11 protein-coding genes and 1 pseudogene are annotated in these 17,541 nt (G+C 44.8%); 2 read left to right on the plus strand and 10 right to left on the minus strand.

The window, feature by feature from the left end; all coding sequences use genetic code 11:
- Nucleotides 1-90: 90 nt before the first annotated feature.
- The 4 genes from DW917_RS06745 to DW917_RS06760 form a co-directional block, all read right to left on the minus strand.
- Nucleotides 91-1,158, minus strand: coding sequence for a Rid family hydrolase (locus tag DW917_RS06745; RefSeq protein WP_118117259.1), 1,068 nt, complete (start codon nucleotides 1,156-1,158; stop codon nucleotides 91-93).
- Nucleotides 1,159-1,335: 177 nt separating this feature from the next.
- Complete coding sequence (locus DW917_RS06750; RefSeq protein ID WP_118117288.1) at nucleotides 1,336-2,298, minus strand: acetylornithine carbamoyltransferase; 963 nt, start codon at nucleotides 2,296-2,298, stop codon at nucleotides 1,336-1,338.
- Between the two features lie 13 nt (nucleotides 2,299-2,311).
- Nucleotides 2,312-3,598, minus strand: coding sequence for a glutamate-5-semialdehyde dehydrogenase (locus tag DW917_RS06755; RefSeq protein ID WP_118117260.1), 1,287 nt, complete (start codon nucleotides 3,596-3,598; stop codon nucleotides 2,312-2,314).
- Nucleotides 3,599-3,901: 303 nt separating this feature from the next.
- A complete protein-coding gene (locus DW917_RS06760) occupies nucleotides 3,902-5,539 on the minus strand; it encodes a DUF6377 domain-containing protein (protein ID WP_118117261.1) in 1,638 nt (545 codons plus the stop codon).
- 321 nt (nucleotides 5,540-5,860) lie between these two features.
- On the opposite strand from DW917_RS06760, the gene DW917_RS06765 reads away from it, so the two are divergent.
- Both DW917_RS06765 and DW917_RS06770 read left to right on the plus strand, forming a co-directional pair.
- On the plus strand, nucleotides 5,861-8,221 hold the full coding sequence (locus DW917_RS06765; RefSeq protein ID WP_370453521.1) for a TonB-dependent receptor: 2,361 nt from the start codon (nucleotides 5,861-5,863) through the stop codon (nucleotides 8,219-8,221).
- 103 nt (nucleotides 8,222-8,324) lie between these two features.
- Nucleotides 8,325-10,505, plus strand: coding sequence for an alpha-galactosidase (locus DW917_RS06770; protein ID WP_118117263.1), 2,181 nt, complete (start codon nucleotides 8,325-8,327; stop codon nucleotides 10,503-10,505).
- Between the two features lie 103 nt (nucleotides 10,506-10,608).
- Here the strand turns inward: DW917_RS06770 and proB are convergent.
- The 6 genes and pseudogenes from proB to DW917_RS06800 form a co-directional block, all read right to left on the minus strand.
- Nucleotides 10,609-11,379 (minus strand): annotated as a pseudogene (gene proB, locus DW917_RS06775) (glutamate 5-kinase); the annotation flags it as partial.
- 79 nt (nucleotides 11,380-11,458) lie between these two features.
- A complete protein-coding gene (locus tag DW917_RS06780; protein ID WP_118117264.1) occupies nucleotides 11,459-11,962 on the minus strand; it encodes an outer membrane beta-barrel protein in 504 nt (167 codons plus the stop codon).
- Between the two features lie 5 nt (nucleotides 11,963-11,967).
- Nucleotides 11,968-13,626, minus strand: coding sequence for an AMP-binding protein (locus DW917_RS06785; RefSeq protein WP_118117265.1), 1,659 nt, complete (start codon nucleotides 13,624-13,626; stop codon nucleotides 11,968-11,970).
- Between the two features lie 36 nt (nucleotides 13,627-13,662).
- Nucleotides 13,663-14,217 (minus strand): helix-turn-helix domain-containing protein, encoded by a 555-nt coding sequence (locus DW917_RS06790; RefSeq protein WP_118117266.1) that lies wholly within the window; start codon nucleotides 14,215-14,217, stop codon nucleotides 13,663-13,665.
- Between the two features lie 78 nt (nucleotides 14,218-14,295).
- Entirely contained in the window at nucleotides 14,296-15,846 is a 1,551-nt protein-coding gene (locus DW917_RS06795) for a PQQ-binding-like beta-propeller repeat protein (protein ID WP_118117267.1), read from the minus strand.
- 153 nt (nucleotides 15,847-15,999) lie between these two features.
- Nucleotides 16,000-16,782: a pyrroline-5-carboxylate reductase gene (locus DW917_RS06800; protein ID WP_118117268.1), complete on the minus strand. Its 783-nt coding sequence runs from the start codon at nucleotides 16,780-16,782 to the stop codon at nucleotides 16,000-16,002.
- Nucleotides 16,783-17,541: the final 759 nt, after the last annotated feature.

Genomic DNA, 17,541 nt, shown 5'->3' on the forward strand with positions numbered 1-17,541 from the left:
GTAGAGCTTGATGCCTGTGCGGCAGGAAATGAAATCATAAGTGATGAGAGAATTCCGACGAAGGTTAGATGACAGAATCTTTATAATTCCTTATTTTGTAGAACATGTTTCTTTCTCTGCAATGCACTCCATCTCTATCAGCCAGCCAGGGCGGCATACTTTTGCGTCCACGATGATGCGTGGTATCTGTGGATAAAACTGTTGCATCAGTCTATCTACCGTATGATAATCGGAAATATCGCGCAAGTAGATGATGAAGTATTGGATGTCATTCATGGTGGCATCACCGTCTTTTAGCAGAGCTCCGATGTTTTCCAGAAGTCTGCCTGTCTGTCTTACAATGTCTCCTTCATAAACTACATCACCTTGTTTGTCGATGCTTGCTGTGCCGGAAATAAAGTATTGCTGTTTGAACTGTTGGTTTCCATCAGAATTTACAGAATGAACTGGTATTGTAACTCGGGTTCCTCTTTCGAAGGCAACTCCATATTCATGAGTAGGATTCAGATGTTCGAGTGCCTGAAGATACTTCTTGTTTTCCTCATTGATATCAGGAATGGTCAGGAAGTCGATGGCCACGGATGCATTCAGAACAGAAGTGCTTCCTCCTATGCCTGTACTGGCGATATAGTGAGTATCTGCAGTAAGACCTTGTTGGCTGAATACGTCGTTTCGGGCTTCTACCACGCCTTGATAGTTTACATCAATATCGGTTACGTAAATCCATGTTCTTACCAGATTCCGTTCCATGGTCATATCTGTATCAGCGATGAGGCTTAGATATCTTTCAAACAGCATACGGGTTTGCTCGTATGAATCTTTTCCTTTAGCTTCCTCTTCTGTCAGTCGGAGACTATGGAATAGGATAGGGGTCTTATCATCTGTTGTCTTGATTAGGAGAGAAATCTTGCTTCCATCAAGCGGAGGTTGCTCTACAATCGTAAGATTGGTATCTTTGAGAAATTCCTGATAAAGGAGCGATTCCTGTAGCTCTTTTATCTGGTTTTTGGAGTCGCTGAGGAAAACCTTGCAATACTGCAAGGTTCTATTCTGCAGATTCTCTGTGTCGAGATAATTACCTATTTTTAGATACAGAAAGTTGAGGCGGTCGTTGAAAGTGCCCTTAGCTTCTGGTGATAATGTAATGTATTTGTCCATCTTCTTCTTTTTTTTCGGCGGCAAAGGTACAGATAATATTTGAAATATGTGAATTTGGACAGAATGAAAAGATAAAAATACCGAGAAATGGGGATGGAATCATGAGGGGGAAGAACGAAAAAGGGAAGTAAAGGCTTGTTTTCCTTTACTTCCCCAATCTCTTTCTTATTTCCTGCTTTAGAGTGACTCAAGCATACGCTTGATGACAACCTCGGCTGAAATCTCACGGTTGGCTGCCTCTGGAATGACCAGACTGTTCTGGCTTTCGATGACATCATCTGTAACAATCAAACCACGGCGAACTGGCAAGCAATGCATGAAGCAACCGTCATTGGTCCAGCTCATGTGCTCCTCGTCGATGGTCCAGCTCATGTCCTTGCTCAGAATCTCACCATACTGTGCTGGGTCTTTTACGCCTGGACAGCTCCAGTTCTTAGCATAAACGAAGTCTGCGCCTTCCAATGCTTTCTTCTGGTCGTACTCCACCTTGGCATTGCCTACGAACTTAGGGTCGAGTTCATAACCTTCAGGATGGGTTACTACGAAATCTACATCGGCTGCATTCATCCACTGGGCGAATGAGTTTGGTACGGCTTGAGGCAAGGCACGGCAATGAGGAGCCCAGGTCAGAACCACCTTAGGACGAGCCACCTTCTTGTGCTCCTCGATGGTGATGAGGTCGGCGAATGCCTGGAGTGGGTGAACGGTAGCAGTCTCCATGGCAAAAACAGGGCGGCCGCTGTACTTCACGAACTGGTTGACGATGGTCTCGGCATAATCGTAGTCACGGTCTTTCAAACCGGCAAAGCTGCGTACACCGATGAGGTCGCAGAAACTTCCCATCACAGGTATGGCCTCAAGCAGGTGTTCACTCTTGTCGCCATCCATGATAACGCCACGTTCTGTCTCCAACTTCCATGCACCAGCATTTACGTCGAGCACGATTACATTCATGCCCAGGTTCATTGCTGCCTTTTGTGTACTTAAACGGGTACGGAGACTGTTGTTGAAAAATATCATCAGCAAGGTCTTGTTCTTGCCCAACTCTTGATAACCGAAACGGTTTGCTTTCACTTCCTGAGCCTCGGCGAGCGCTGCTTTCAGGTCGCCAAGGTCTTCAACATTAAAGAATGTCTTCATTGTTATTTTGTTTTTAATTTCTTGTTTGTCCATTTCCTGTAATCAACCACTTGTAGGTGGTAATCTCTTCTAGCGCCATTGGTCCGCGAGCTCCAAGTTTCTGGGTACTGATGCCAATTTCTGCGCCCAGTCCAAATTGTGCGCCATCGGTGAAGCTGGTTGGAGCGTTCACATAGACGCAAGCAGCATCTACCATCATCTGGAATTTCTTTTGGGCTGCTTTGTCATTAGAAACGATACTTTCGCTGTGTCCGCTTCCGTAAGTAGCGATATGGTCGAGTGCTTCGTCTTCAGAAGCTACAGTCTTGATACCCATCTGCATACTGAGCCATTCGGTGTTCCAGATGCTCTTCACGTTGGCATCGGCTTCCTTCATCTTCGCCTCGCTTTCCTCTGCCTTATATAATAAGGTATCAGGATAGTGTCCCTTTAATGCCTCGTAAGCTTGGGTATCAGCATGAATCTTGGTTTGCTTCTCGGCGAGTCCTTCACAGAGGGCAGGGAGGTCGCTCAATCTGTTTTCGTGAATCAACAGACAGTCGAGTGCATTGCATACGCTTACTCTTCGGCACTTGGCATTGGTGATGATGCGCTTGCCCATCTCCAAGTCACCATCCTTGTCAAAGTAACAGTGTACCACGCCTGCTCCTGTCTCAATGACCGGTACTTTGGCAGTATCACGAACGAAGTTGATGAGTTTCTTTCCGCCACGAGGAATGCAGAGGTCGATATAGCCAACGGCATTCAGCATTTCTCCCGTAGCTTCATGGGTAGCAGGTAGGAGCGTACATACGTCAGGATTCACTCCATACTTTATCAACACCCTGTGGATAAGTTCGACACCCGCTGAGTTAGAGGCATTTGCATCCTTTCCACCCTTCAATACGCAGGCATTGCCGCTCTTGAAGCAGAGAGAAAAAACATCGTAGGTTACGTTAGGACGAGCCTCATAAATCATACCGATGACTCCGAAAGGAACGGCAATTCTCTGCAGGTGCAATCCGTTTTCGAGTGTTTTGTCTTTGAGAACTCTTCCAAGTGGTGAGGGCAACGTGCTGACGTGTCTCATATCCGAAGCAATATCCTGAAGTCGCTGCTCAGTAAGTTGCAGTCGGTCATAGAGCGGGTTCGCCTTGTCCATCTTTGCCAGATCTTCTGCATTTGCTGCAAGGAGCGCAGGAGTTTCGGCGATGATGGCATCAGCCACCGCCTGCAGAATTTCATTACGTTGATCATCGCTGAGCAAGCTTAAGGTCTTGCTGGCAGTCTTCACTTTTTGGAAAGTCTCTCTTAGTTCCATTGGCTATTTCCTTTCTTATTTGATGATAAGATATTTTGTAATGTGTTACGAGTTTCCTCTTAACAACGGCAAAGGTAAGCATAAATATCGGAAATTACAAACCTTATGCAAGAAAAAGTAATAGTTTTATAGATAAATGGATAGTTATACGGAAAATGAGATAAAAAAAGATCAGGCACTGCCTGACCTTTTTGAAATGGTGCCTCCTTTGCATACCATTCACGAGCCTTCTTGTCTTTCTTCTTAGCTAAGATGGGGATATTGGAGGCAAGTTTTATGTTCTCTTGCTTATTCTGGCTCTGATTAGCCTATCACATTGCATAGTTGGTTGATGGCTGCATCAAAAGTGGTGAGGTCTTTCGCTCGCTTTCTGATGGCTGTCTTGTAATTATAGATGGTTTGCGTAGAATAGAACAGGAGGGTGGCTAGTTCCTGACCATCCGTAATTCCTAATCGCATCAGTGCATAGATACGCAGTTCCTTGGTAAGACTGTTAGGGGCTGGGAGAACAATCTGCTTTTCTGGCAACAGCAGTTGGTTGAACTCATCCACGAAGTTAGGGTATAAGTCCATAAAAGCCTTATCGAATCGGTTGTAGAAACTTGAAGCTTCCTCTTCTGCCAACTTATAGCTGTTGATGGCGGTAAGGAGGTCGGCAGTCTGTTTCGCCTTGATCTTGCGGCTCACCAACTTGCGATAATCGTCGAGTTTCTTGATATAGACGGCACTGATGTCCATAAACAATCTCATATAAGTCTCCCTGCGCTTGTTGGTATTGAGCAGCTTCTGGTTCAGTTCGTCCAAGAGTGTATTTTGACTCTTCACCTCCCGACGACTCTTTGCCAAACGTTTATTTATCCTGAAGACAAAGAACATCATCGCCAAGAAGCCAAGAGACACGATACTTACCACAACCAGCGATGCCGTGATGATGCGATTTTTACGTATTCCTTGCTGATGATTCGTTTCCGTGATAAGCGGAAGTATGCGAGAGATCTCAACCATTCGAAGACGATTGTTATAAAACTGAGCATCTTCCATCGAACAATAGATATACTTTGACACACGCTTCGCATACTTAGCATCCTTATTATATAGATAGGTGGAAAGTTCCTGAAGTGCCAAATTTTCTTTCAAGGGACAAATCTGGTCGGAGATGGCCGCCTCTACCAAATATTTCTCATATATGTCCATCTGCCCATTGTCCTGATAATAACGAGCTATACAATATGCTGCAGAAGCATGCACTCTACTGTCAATAGGACTGGCGGCAAGGGCTTTCTGATACCAGCCCAACACTTTCTTGTCTGTGCGATGTAGCAAATACTCCAACTCACCACTCAGATAATAATAGAGCGCGGAATGCTTGTTGCCTACATATTCAAGGGTCTTGGCAAGATAGAGTCTTTTTTGGTCTTGCATTTCCTCCTTGAATTCAGACCTTTCGCAGAAAGCTCCCCAATAGTTATACACCCATGTCAAGGTGTAATAATAGTATTGCATCAGCTTGGGCGAAATGTCTTCTGACTTCAAAGAAAGCAACAGGTCTTCTGCCTGACTATAGAATCCACCTGTGGATAACACCGCAGCCCGATTGATCTTGTTGAGGTTGATGAAATAGTCATTATGCAACTGTTCTGCCAATTGCAGACCCCTGTTGGCATATACCATGGCTGAGTCATATCGATAAGTATAATACTCACGATAGATTTGATTGTAAAGACTCAGACGCTCTCGTTTGTCGGAAGTAAGATTCAGTTTTTTCTTCATTCGTATGAGTTTCTTCTCTTTCTTGGAAGAGAACTCGTCCCGACGAGCAATATATTGGTCCAGACGATGAAGCAACTCATCCTCGTCCTCCAAATCCGCATTACGGGAAAATGCCGCATTTGCCAACATCGGCATCACCACCATCATCAAGAGCCATACTATCTTCTTCATTGTCCTTTGTTTGTTATTGTTCTTACCTGTTTTTGCTTTGTTATGAAAGAGAATAACCCTTTACGGCTGCAAAAATACGACTTTTATTCTTCTTTTCAACATCTACTCTCATAAAAAGTATTAATTCTATATATATTCTGATTATTAGGCAGTTAAGTCTTTATAAGAGTATCCAAGCATCTACTCACGCCCTACACACAGCACCAAGGTGTCTAAAAACAATCTATCTTTGTAACCGAAATCTAAACGCATTCGATTCAGATTAAAACATTTTGGAATGAACAAATAAATTTAATAATGTAACTAAAAAAAGAATAAGTTATGAACCTAAGAATCCGTACATTTTCCATGGCTTTGGCTGTAATGTCAGCGACAAGCTACATGTATGCACTTCCTTCTAATAATCATGAAGAGAAGTCAAGTACAAAAGAAAAGAAGTCTTTCAACCTCGAAGAGGAATCCGTAGAGAAGGACAAGAAGGAAGAGCGTAACGTGATGCTTAATGCTGCCGACGCCAACAAGCCTCGTGAAATCCAGATTGGATTGCCGAGCGAAGACGTAACCGTATATGAGAACGGTCTTCCTGCAGTTTATTCATCCTCAGTTCACAAACTCTCAGCCCACTGGCGCAGCGATGCCTCTCTGAAAGGTACCGACCTGATGACGCCTTCCGAGTCGGCTATTGCCACAGGTAACATTGCTTACGCTGTATCTTCTTTCAGCGAATTTGGTCAGAAAGAGTTCAAGGGCAAGCTCAATTACAAGGCGAACCACTTCGGTATGCAGAACTTTGACCTTAACCTCTCTGGTGGCATCGGTACCAACTGGCTCTATACTGCTAGTATGTACCAGAACTTCGACCCAGGAAGTTTCAAGCTTCGCTTCACCGATTACGCAGATCGTACCCAGATTTATCATTTCGGTCTGACCCGAATTCTGAACGAAGGCAAGGGACGCATCTCCTTATTATATAAGTACTCAAACAGCAAGAACCCAGGCAACTTTGCCAATGCGGCACCTTTCATCTACGCAGGTGACGGCAGCATCAAGAAAATCGCCGGCTTCGACCCAGGCATGAACTCCTATGTTCAGCGACAAGGTTCTTTCCCATACTTGAACACCAAGACTGGCAAGATGGAGACCTGGAACATGAGCGACGGAAGCGAGAACCACGCCAACGAGATTGCCCTCATCAGCCAGTACCAATTTGACAACGGATGGTTGTGGAAATTCAACGCTAAATACATGAATGCTCCTCGCGCCAACTACGTGGATTACGGTGGTAGCTCTATCTCGGAGGTGAGCGAGGCTGATGGTTATCAGCTCTCCGATGGCTCAGCTTATAGCGGACTCATTGAGGGACGACGTACTTGGTTGCACGTAGGAAAGGTGAGTAATGCTCTCATGACGACAGAAATCAGCAAGCAGCTGAACAACCACAAGTTGATGATAGGTCTGAACGAGTGGTATTATCATCTCGACTACTATTCATCATCTTTCCAGTGGGCTGGTACCGTGGAGCCTTATCCTCGCACATTGAGCCAAATGTACGTAAATCCTCTTGACCCTACACTGACCGCACGTCGCTCCGAGACCTTTGGATATAACGAGCTGAGTCCTGAATACACCAAGGGTTCTGAGAACAAGTTGGCTGTTTATTTTACCGACGAATGGAGAGTAACCCCTAAGTTCAAAGTTTTCTATGGCGGACGTCTGGAGTACTATCGCATGTCGGCAAACCAAATTTCTGCCTCACGCTTCAAGGGATTCCATATCGGCAATTACAACACCTATTCTACTGCGGAGGATGGTTCTATCGTAGCCACAGCGCATAATATCGAACCAGCCAAGGTGACCAAGAACAAACTGAACTATGCGGCTACCCTGCAGTTGACGTACAACCTCACCAACCAGTTTGGTCTGACAGCTGACGCAACCATCGCCACCCGCTTCCCACGCATCAGCGAGTATGCAGGAACAGGTCCTACCGAGGAACAGTACAAGCGAGTTACAATCCCGCTGATTCGTGGTGGAATCTTCTACAAGAACGATTGGATAGACTTATCTTCCATGATTACTTACATCTCGAAGTCGAACAACATCGACCAGCAGAACCTCACCAAGCCTGGCACGTCAGAAGGCAAGACCGTGTTGCTCATCTACAACATCCAGACCTTGGGTTGGACCACCTCTGCCGAGATCAATCCATTCAAGAACTTCCACATGCACGCCCTCTTCACCTGTCAGAAGCCAGTGTATAAGAACTACAATGCAAGCGTAACGTTCAACGATGGCCAGACTATGGGTGTAAATGCGAACAACATGATCGTGAAGGAGATTCCACAGGTACTCATTGAGTTGGATCCTAAGTATGACATCACCAAGAACTTGAACGCTTGGTTGAGCTTCCGTTACTTTGGCAAGACCTACGCCAACCTCCAGGAGGCACTCTATTTCAATGGTCACTGGGAGACTTTCGGCGGAATCAACTGGAACGTGAATAAGAAACTGAGCCTCGGTGTGAGCGTCATCAACATCCTCAACGAGAAGGGTGCCAAAGGTACCATCAACGGTTCGGAGTTGATTACAAAGGAAGAAGCCAGTAAATATGCAGGCAAGTATATGAGCGGCAGCTATCTTCGCCCATTCACCATCGAGTTCTCAGCAGGAATCAAGTTCTAAGCTTTCATAATATACGATGAAAATTGCAATAAAGTAAGACTGCAAGACGTTATCGTAATAGCAAAAATAATAAAACCAACAATCAAATAAAAACCAAAGAACAATGAAAAAGGTATTTATGATTATTGCAGCTATGTGCATGACTTCAGTGATGGCATTCGCGCAAAAGACCATCAGAGTATCGACCGACAAGACCGATCTCGTGATGCAAGTTTCTCCTAAAGGTCGTCTCTATCAAGTGTATTTAGGCGACAAGTTGAAGAATCCCGCAGACTATCAGAACCTGAAATGGGACGTATATGCAGCCTCTGATGGTGCCGTCTGTCAACGAGGTCATGAGGTTTATGCAACTTCTGGTGCAGAAGATTTCTTCGAGCCGGCAGTGGCTGTGACTCATGCCGATGGCAACATGACCACCTATTTGTATTATCAGTCTTCTGAAGAAAAGGCTATCAGTGGAGGTGTTGAGACCATCATCACTCTTAAGGACAAGGTATATCCGCTGACCGTGAAGCTCCACTATGCAGCTTATCCTAAGGAGAACGTCATTAAGGCGTGGAGCGAAATCTCTCACAAAGAGAAAGCCCCTGTAACGCTTTGGAGATATAGTTCTACAATGCTTTATTTCAAGGCAAACAAGTATTTCGTTACCAATTATCATAGCGACTGGGCTAAGGAAGGACAGCCTGAGACTTGCCAGTTGACTGCTGGAAAAAAGATAGTTGATACCAAGTTGGGTACCCGTGCAGCCATGCAGGAGGAGCCATTCTTTGAACTGGGATTTGATGAGCCTGCCAAAGAAAACGAAGGCAAGGTGATGCTTGGTACCATCGGATGGCCTGGCAACTTCCGCTTTACCTTCGAGGTGGACAACGTGGGCGCACTCCGTGTCATCCCAGCCATCAACCCATACGCTTCCGACTATAAGTTGAAGGCAGGAGAGACATTTACTACCCCTGAGTTCATCTTCGCCATGAGCGACAATGGCATGGGTGAGGCTTCACGAAATCTGCACAACTGGGCTCGCCAGTATCAGGTGAACATGGGTATGGAAAATCGCCTTACCCTTCTGAACAACTGGGAGAACACTGGCTTCGACTTCAACCAGCAGAGTCTTGCTGAGTTGATGAAGGATGCAAAGGACTTGGGTGTAGATATGTTCTTGCTCGACGATGGTTGGTTTGCTAACAAGTATCCTCGCAAGGACGACCATGCAGGTCTCGGCGACTGGGAGGCTACCAAGAGCAAGCTGCCAGAGGGAATACCAGGATTGGTAAGAGATGCCAAGAAGGCAGGTGTAAAGTTTGGTATTTGGATTGAGCCTGAGATGGTGAATCCTAAGAGCGAACTCTTTGAGAAGCATCCCGACTGGGTCATCATGCAGCCTAAGCGTGACACTTATTACTATCGCAACCAGTTGGTGCTTGACATCAGCAACCCTAAGGTACAGGATTATGTGTTCGGCATCGTGGATCGCATCATGACGGAGAACCCAGATGTGGCTTACTTCAAGTGGGATTGCAACAGTGTGATTACCAACATCTACTCTCCATATCACAAGGAGAACCAGGGTAACTTCTATATCGACCATGTGCGTGGCATCTACAAGGTACTCACTCGCATCCACAACAAGTATCCTAAGTTGCCTATGATGCTCTGCTCTGGCGGTGGCGGCAGAATGGACTACGAGATGTTGAAATACTTCACCGAGTTTTGGTGCTCAGACGATACAGACCCATTCGAGCGCATCTACATCCAGTGGAGCTTGTCTAAGTTCTTCCCAGCCAAGACCATGGGCTCTCATGTAACCAATTGGAACAAAAATACCAGCGTGAAGTTCCGCACCGATGTTTGCAGTTCTTGCAAGTTGGGCTTCGACATCGACCTCAAGTCGCTTTCTGATGATGACTACAAGTTTGTACAGAATGCTGTCAAGAACTACGATAACATGAAGCCGATGATTCTCGAAGGCGACCAGTATCGCCTGGTTTCTCCATACGAAGGCAACCACTGTGCCATTAACTATGTAAGTAAGGACAAGCAGCGTGCCGTTCTCTTTGCATACGACTTGCACCCACGCTATAAGGAGCCTGTGATGAATGTGAAGATGCAGGGTTTGGATGCCGATAAAGTATATACTGTCAAGGAGACCAATCTGATGCCTGGAAAGGAATCTGATTTGGAGTGCAATGGTAAACAGTATAGCGGTGACTATCTGATGAAAGTCGGCTTGAATGTATTCAGCCAGACCGATGGAACCAGCCATGTATTGGTATTAGAATAAGGTATCAATATTCATAATTAAAAAAGCAGCAAAGTCTATAATAGGCTTGCTGCTTTTTTTTAGGTATCTGTATCTCTTTTCCCTAATGATTTTACTTGTTTAGCGGTCTTGCTACAAATTCTGTATGAAGTGTCTCCATCGGATGCTCCTTCAGGTTGATGAGGATGTTTGGCGTGTTGCCATTGGCGATGATTACCTTGATGCCGGCATTGGCTACGTCGTGGGCGGTTTTCACTTTTGAAGTCATGCCGCCTCTGCCGTGGCTGCTCTTGCTGGCAAGAATGTACTCGCTGATATCGCGGTCGTAATAAACCGATGGGATAATGCGGGTGGTAGGCTCGCTTGGATCGCCATTGTAGATGCCGTCCACATTACTTAATAATATAAGTGTGTCGGCATTCATCATCTTGGCAATCAAGCCAGACAACTCGTCGTTATCCGTAAACATCAACTCGGTGATGCACACGGTATCGTTCTCATTGACGATAGGAAGTACATTGTTCTCCAGCATTACCTGCATGCAGGCCTCCTGGTTCTTGTACTGCTCCTCGGCACCGAAATTCTCCTTCATGGTCAATACCTGACCTATCTTGATCTTGTATTCACGGAAAAGGTTGTAATAGAGACCTACGAGTTTCACCTGTCCGATAGCAGAGAACAGCTGGCGTTGCTCCACGCTGTCTAAATGGTGGTCAACATGCAGCTCGGCTCTTCCGGCTGCTACGGCACCTGATGATACCAGAATTACCTCATAGTCGTGTTTGCGGAGCCAAACGATTTGATCTACAATCGCCGACATTCTTGTTACGTCCAACTTTCCGTCTTCTCGGGTCAGCACATTGCTGCCCACCTTTACTACAATTCTTTTTCCCATGATTAAAGTGAAGAGTGAAGAACGAAGAGTGAAGAATTCTCTTGTTCTTCTTGTTATATTTTATGTGATATGTTTATAATTAAAAGTTATAGCCGACGCTTACGAAAAGAGCGTCTTCGTCAACGCCATAATTGAAACTATAGTCATAACCACAGTTTGCATAGAATTTCTTTGAGCTGAAACCAACACCCATACGCCAACCTTCATCCAATTCTCCTTCGAAACCATAAGATATGAATGGACCCGAGAATGGTTGTAAGGACATATTCTTTTTAAGAGGAATATGATAGGAAAAAAGAGCGGGTACCAAGAGTGAATGATTGTCGTAATCATATACAAATCTATTGGTGTAATATAAGCCTGTTTCAATGTAGAATGGCAATTTCGCTATTCTGAAACTTGCTGCTACACCTGTAGAAGGGAAAACTTCGATATCTGAGCATCCCCAATCTGTTGGAGCAAATGTAATTCCTCCTCTTATTCCTACGATTATTTTAGGAGCATTTGCCCATTTTTGGGCTTGTGCACTATTGCTCATGCAGAGCAATAGTGCAATAGGTATTATTTTATATATTTTTTTCATTACTCCTATTTCTTATTATCCTTTTCTCGAATCTCTACTCTTCGAATCTTGCCAGAGATGGTCTTTGGCAATTCATCTACGAATTCGATGATGCGAGGATATTTATAAGGAGCAGTCTCATGCTTCACATGATCCTGCAGCTTCTTAATGAGGTCTGGTCCTGCCATACTCTTGTATTCTTCCTTCAGTACGACGGTTGCCTTGACAACCATACCTCTGATTGGGTCTGGTACACCGGTGATGGCGCACTCTACTACGGCAGGATGAGTCATCAGGGCATTTTCTACCTCGAAAGGACCGATGCGATAACCTGAACTCTTGATCACATCATCGATTCTGCCCTCAAACCAGAAGTAGCCTTCCTCGTCACGCCAAGCCATATCGCCCGTGTGATAGTAACCGTCATGCCACACAGACTTGGTCTGCTTTTCGTCACGGTAATAATACTTGAAGAGTCCAAGAGGTTTGTTATCACCGATGCGGATGCAAATCTCACCCTTTTCACCATCCTCACACTCTGTCATGTCTGGGCGAAGGATGTGAACATCATATTGTGGGTTAGGCTTGCCCATGCTTCCTGGTTTTGGCTTAATCCAAGGGAAGGTTCCTAATGTCATGGTGGTTTCGGTCTGTCCGAAGCCCTCGTAGATCTGTACACCAGTCAGTTTCTGGAAGGTTTCTGCTACGGATGGATTCATCGCTTCACCCGCAGTTGTACAATATTCGAGACTGCTGAGGTCGTACTTGGAGAAATCTTCCTGAATCATGAAACGGTAGATAGTAGGAGGGGCGCAGAAAGAAGTGATATGATATTTTTCTATCTGGCGCATAATCTTATCAGCCGTAAACTTCTCGTGATCGAATACGAAGACGGTAGCTCCGGCAAACCATTGACCGTAGAGTTTGCCCCAAACAGCCTTTCCCCAACCGGTATCGGCTACGGTCAGGTGGATGGAGTTCTCGTGGAGATTGTGCCAATATACACCCGTGGTCAGATGACCGAGGGCATAGAGGTGGTCGTGGGCCACCATCTTTGGCTCGCCTGTCGTACCTGATGTGAAATACATCAGGAGCGTATCTTCATTGGAATTCACATGTTCTGGGCGAACGAAAGGAGCGCATTCGTTCCACTCCTTCATCCAGTCGTGGAAACCTTCTGGGATATCCGGACCGATACTGATCAGGGTCTTGACGGTAGGGCTCTCTGGCATAGCTTCTTCAATTTGCTCTACCACGTAATCATCGCCGCAGCAGATGATGGCTTTTACGCTGGCGGCATTGTTGCGATATACGATGTCATGCTTGGTGAGCATATGGGTGGCAGGAATGGCTACGGCTCCTATCTTGTGGAGTCCGAGCATGGCAAGCCACCACTGATAGTGGCGCTTCAGGATAAGCATTACCTTATCATCATGACCAATGCCGAGGCTCTGGAAATAGGCAGCAGCCTTGTCGCTCTGTTCTTTCAGATCCTTGTATGTAAAACGTATTTCCTCGCCACGTTCACTTGTCCAAAGCAGTGCAACATGGTCTGGCTTGATTTTTGCCCACTCGTCCATTACATCGTAGGCAAAGTTGAAATCTTCTGGTATAATGAACTCCAGATGCTCCTTGAAGTCTTGTTCTGAAGTAAATTTAGTTTGTTTTAAAAATCTCTCAATCATAATTGTTTGATTTGCTTAGAGAATTGAATTCTCTATTTAGATAATGATACAAAGAAACTTGGCAGGTTCTCCATTGAGGGAACGGAAACAATGTTGTTTCTTGCTGTCGAAATAGATGCTGTCACCAGGGTTGAGTACCATGACTTTTTCTTCGATGGTTACCTCAAGTGTTCCTTCTATCACATAATCATATTCCTGTCCGTCGTGTCCGTTCTTATTTGGTTTCTCATTACCAGGTAATGGGTCAACCTGAACCATGAAAGGATTTACCTTTCTGTCTTTGAAACCAACGGCAAGGCTCTGGTACTTATATTGGTTGTTACGGTCAATCTCCGGTCCCTGTCCCTTGCGGGTCACGTAGTATCCCTTCATGCGAGGTTCCTCGCCGAAGAGTAATACGTCAAGGTCGATACCATACCGCTTGGATATCTTTGAGAGGCGATACACAGAAGGGTCTGCCTCTCCTGCCTCTATTTTGAGATAATGGTCGAGACTGATGTCACAAAGCTCAGCCACCTCCTCTGCAGGGATGTTGAGAACCTCGCGAAGACCTTTCAGTCTCTCGCCGATTTGCTTGATTGCTTCGTCCATATTTCTATATTTTTATTGGTTTGTGGGCAAAAGTACTAATTTTTGCTGATATGAGCAAGAAAAATCAGCGTTAATCCTCTATTTGATAACGAATTTATAGATTCCGTTTTGTCGGGAGCCTACGATAGCGGTATTGCCAATGACCAATGGCGATGATTCAAAGTTGTGAGCAAAATGCTTCTTACACAGTATTTCTCCAGTCTTGGCGCGGATAAGATATGTGGTTCCACCAGAGTCGCCTGTGAAAATATACATTTCGTTCTTCTCGTTTAAGAATCCTACAGGTGATGACCACGCAAACTGGTTCAGCTGGGTCGAGTGGACAATCTTACCTGTTTGAATATCGACGGCTATCATCTCCGCTGAGGCTCTGCCTTTGCCATCAGCTCCGTTTCGGCAAATATTGGCAAACAGGAGGCTGCTGCAGTCGCCTTGACCTAACAAAGGGGTGCAGTACATACCGCCATCCAAAGTCTTCGTGCCTTGGTTGAAACGTCTGCATGGAATCTGCAATTCCCAGATACGATTGCCGTTTCTTCCATCCAATTTTACGATATGACAAATACCTTCATTTTCCTGTTTGTCCACTTCGCAGCCACAATATATATAAGGTGTGTCTTTTTCTACTTTGCATACGATACTGCCATCTATGTCGTCATGGTTGTTGTAACTCCAAACTGGTTTCATCGTATTTAAGTTGACAGCAAGAATGTTGCCATGATTGTCTCCGAAGAAACCGTAGTTGCGATATACGCAGAGACTGTTCTCAACTCCAGGAGCCGAACCGTTGATGGTATAGCGTAATGCAGCTGCAAGTGTAAGCTTGCCTTGGGCTCTGCGGAATTTATACAGACATCCGTTTTCGCCAGGCCAGAAAAGGAAGTCTCCTACGACTACTGGTGATGAGTCGAAGGCATTCCAACCGCGGCGTGCTTTGGAGTCACGTCCGAAGAAATCGGTTATCTGGTTCTTTTTCAGGTCTATGGTCAAACTTCCGAATGGTTGGTGATTGGGAACACCCTGTCCGACATAGAGGTTGTCGAGAGTAGGATCGAGCGATGGAGTTCCCTTTATCGTGTTGGTCACGTCTATTGCTTGTCTTGTCGCCTTTCCTGTATTGTAGTCGATGAAATAGACTCTGCCGCATAGAGATCCAACCATAATCTCATTTCTCTTCTTGTGATAAAGAGGCTGACCAGTCCATCCGGAACCTCCTCCCCAGATTCCATATTTCGTTTGCTCTGTATTATAATAGGTATGAAATACCCATGCCGTGTCTATGGTAGCAGGTGTTCCTGTTACCTTACCGCCAAAGTTGGCATCACGCAGTAGGGTTTTCCTGAAAGTCAGTACATCTTCCCCATCATAGAGACTCTCCAAAGAGGACAAGGTGAGGTCGCTGGAATCTTTGATTTCAACATCGTAGCGCACTCTCTCTGCCGACGGATACAAGGTGTCTGGTAGGGGAAGAACAGTTGTGTTGATTTCGATTTCAGTACTATCCTCTATTGGCAGGTTGTCTTGTTGCTTGACAACTTTTGTTGTGCAGGCACCTAATAATATGCTTAGTGAACAGAATGTAAGTCCCCAGCATCTTTTGAGATTGCCATGATTTTTATGGTAATTCATCTTCTGATTGGTTTTAAATTGCAAGTGTTTAGATTTCGGGGACAAAAGTACGAAGAAAAAATGAATATGCCAAAGACTTTTACTGGAAATTTTCGATAAGGAAAAAAAGAAGTGTATCGACTATTACAATACACTTCTTGTAATGGAATATTTTTATTTTTTACCTGCCAGCAAGCCGTTGATGACGGCAGAAGTGAAACCTCCTTGTTCCATGGTGTTGAGACCCTTGATGGTGCAGCCGCCAGGAGTAGTAACCTTATCAATGGCAGCCTCTGGGTGTTCGCCTGTCTCTTGCAGTAATTCTACAGCACCCTTCACAGTCTGGAGTACAATCTTCTGTGCATCCTTAGCTTTGAAGCCCATCTCTATGCCGCCTTCCACATTGGCTCTTACATAGCGCATCGCATAAGCAATGGCACATGACATGGCTGTGGCTGCAGGGAAAAGGCGTTCTTCCATGATGAGGCTCTCGCCCAATTCATCAAATATATCTGTAATTTGCTTACTCTCTGTAGCAGATGCATCAATTGGAGTGATGAATGTCATCGACTGTTTGTAAGCGATAGCGATATTTGGCATTACCAGGAAGAATGTTGGGGTAGAACCGTCCTTGTCAAGCCATTCCTTGATATTGGCTGATGGAACACCGGCTGCAACTACTACGAGTTTCTGGCTTTTGTAGTCAAGTACATCCTTGATACCTTTCAAAGTTTTCTCCACGCACCAAGGCTTTACAACTACGCATACGATATCTGCGCCGTGACAAGCCAACTGGTTGTCGAGGGTTACGCTGGCTCCTTCGCTTGCGAAGTGATCCAATACTGGTTGGTTGTGGTCAGATACCGTAATATCTGAAGGAGTGAAGTTCTCACTCTTCAATAAGCCTTCTGCCATGGCACCGCCCATAGCACCTGCTCCGATAATTGTTATTTTCATTGTCTTCTTATAGTTAAAATGCAATTATGGTGCAAAGATACGACTTTTATCAGAAAAAGAGCAGTTTATTGACGATTTTTTAAGAAAGCACGCTGGTTTGCTGACGATTTTTTAAGAAATTCGTTAGTTTACTCCCATTCTGGAAGTATTCACGTTCTTGTTCGTCTTCTCCTTGTACTTGCCTATCTTATAGATGAAGGAGATGGAGGCTGATGCCCAATCTTGCTTGATGTTCATGTGATAGTCTTGATTGCCTTGTACTGATCTTTTGCCTCTTTGTTTTGAGCGTAAAGGGGTTGGCTCAGCAATAATGCTGAACCTAAGATAAAATTTATTTTCATGTATTTATGAGAGTTTGATGGTTATTGCTTGAGCTGCTCTTTGGCTTTGGATATGAGTTGTGCTGCCTCTTTTTTATCATCCAGTCTGTTTGCATTTGCTAAGAACATCTGGACTACAATAAACGTGCGCCAATGCTATAATAACCGTTAAAAAACAAGTTTTATGTCAGAATTTCATCCGTTTTTTATTCTTTTGTTCCCATTTTAGCGATATTTTTCGTATATTCGCATTCGCAATCGGGAAACCGACAACGCAAAAATCTAAGAATGAATGCAAAAACAAATATCTTATGGCAAAGATTATTGTAAGAAACCAAACGAAAAAAACACTTACCAAAGATGGTGTTGATTACATCTGCATTACCGATATAGCAAGGTAGAAGAATCCCATTGAGCCCAAAGATGTGGTAAAGAATTG

It is taken from the genome of Prevotella sp. AM42-24 (assembly GCF_003461825.1).
In the GTDB taxonomy this organism is placed as follows: Bacteria; Bacteroidota; Bacteroidia; order Bacteroidales; family Bacteroidaceae; genus Prevotella; species Prevotella hominis.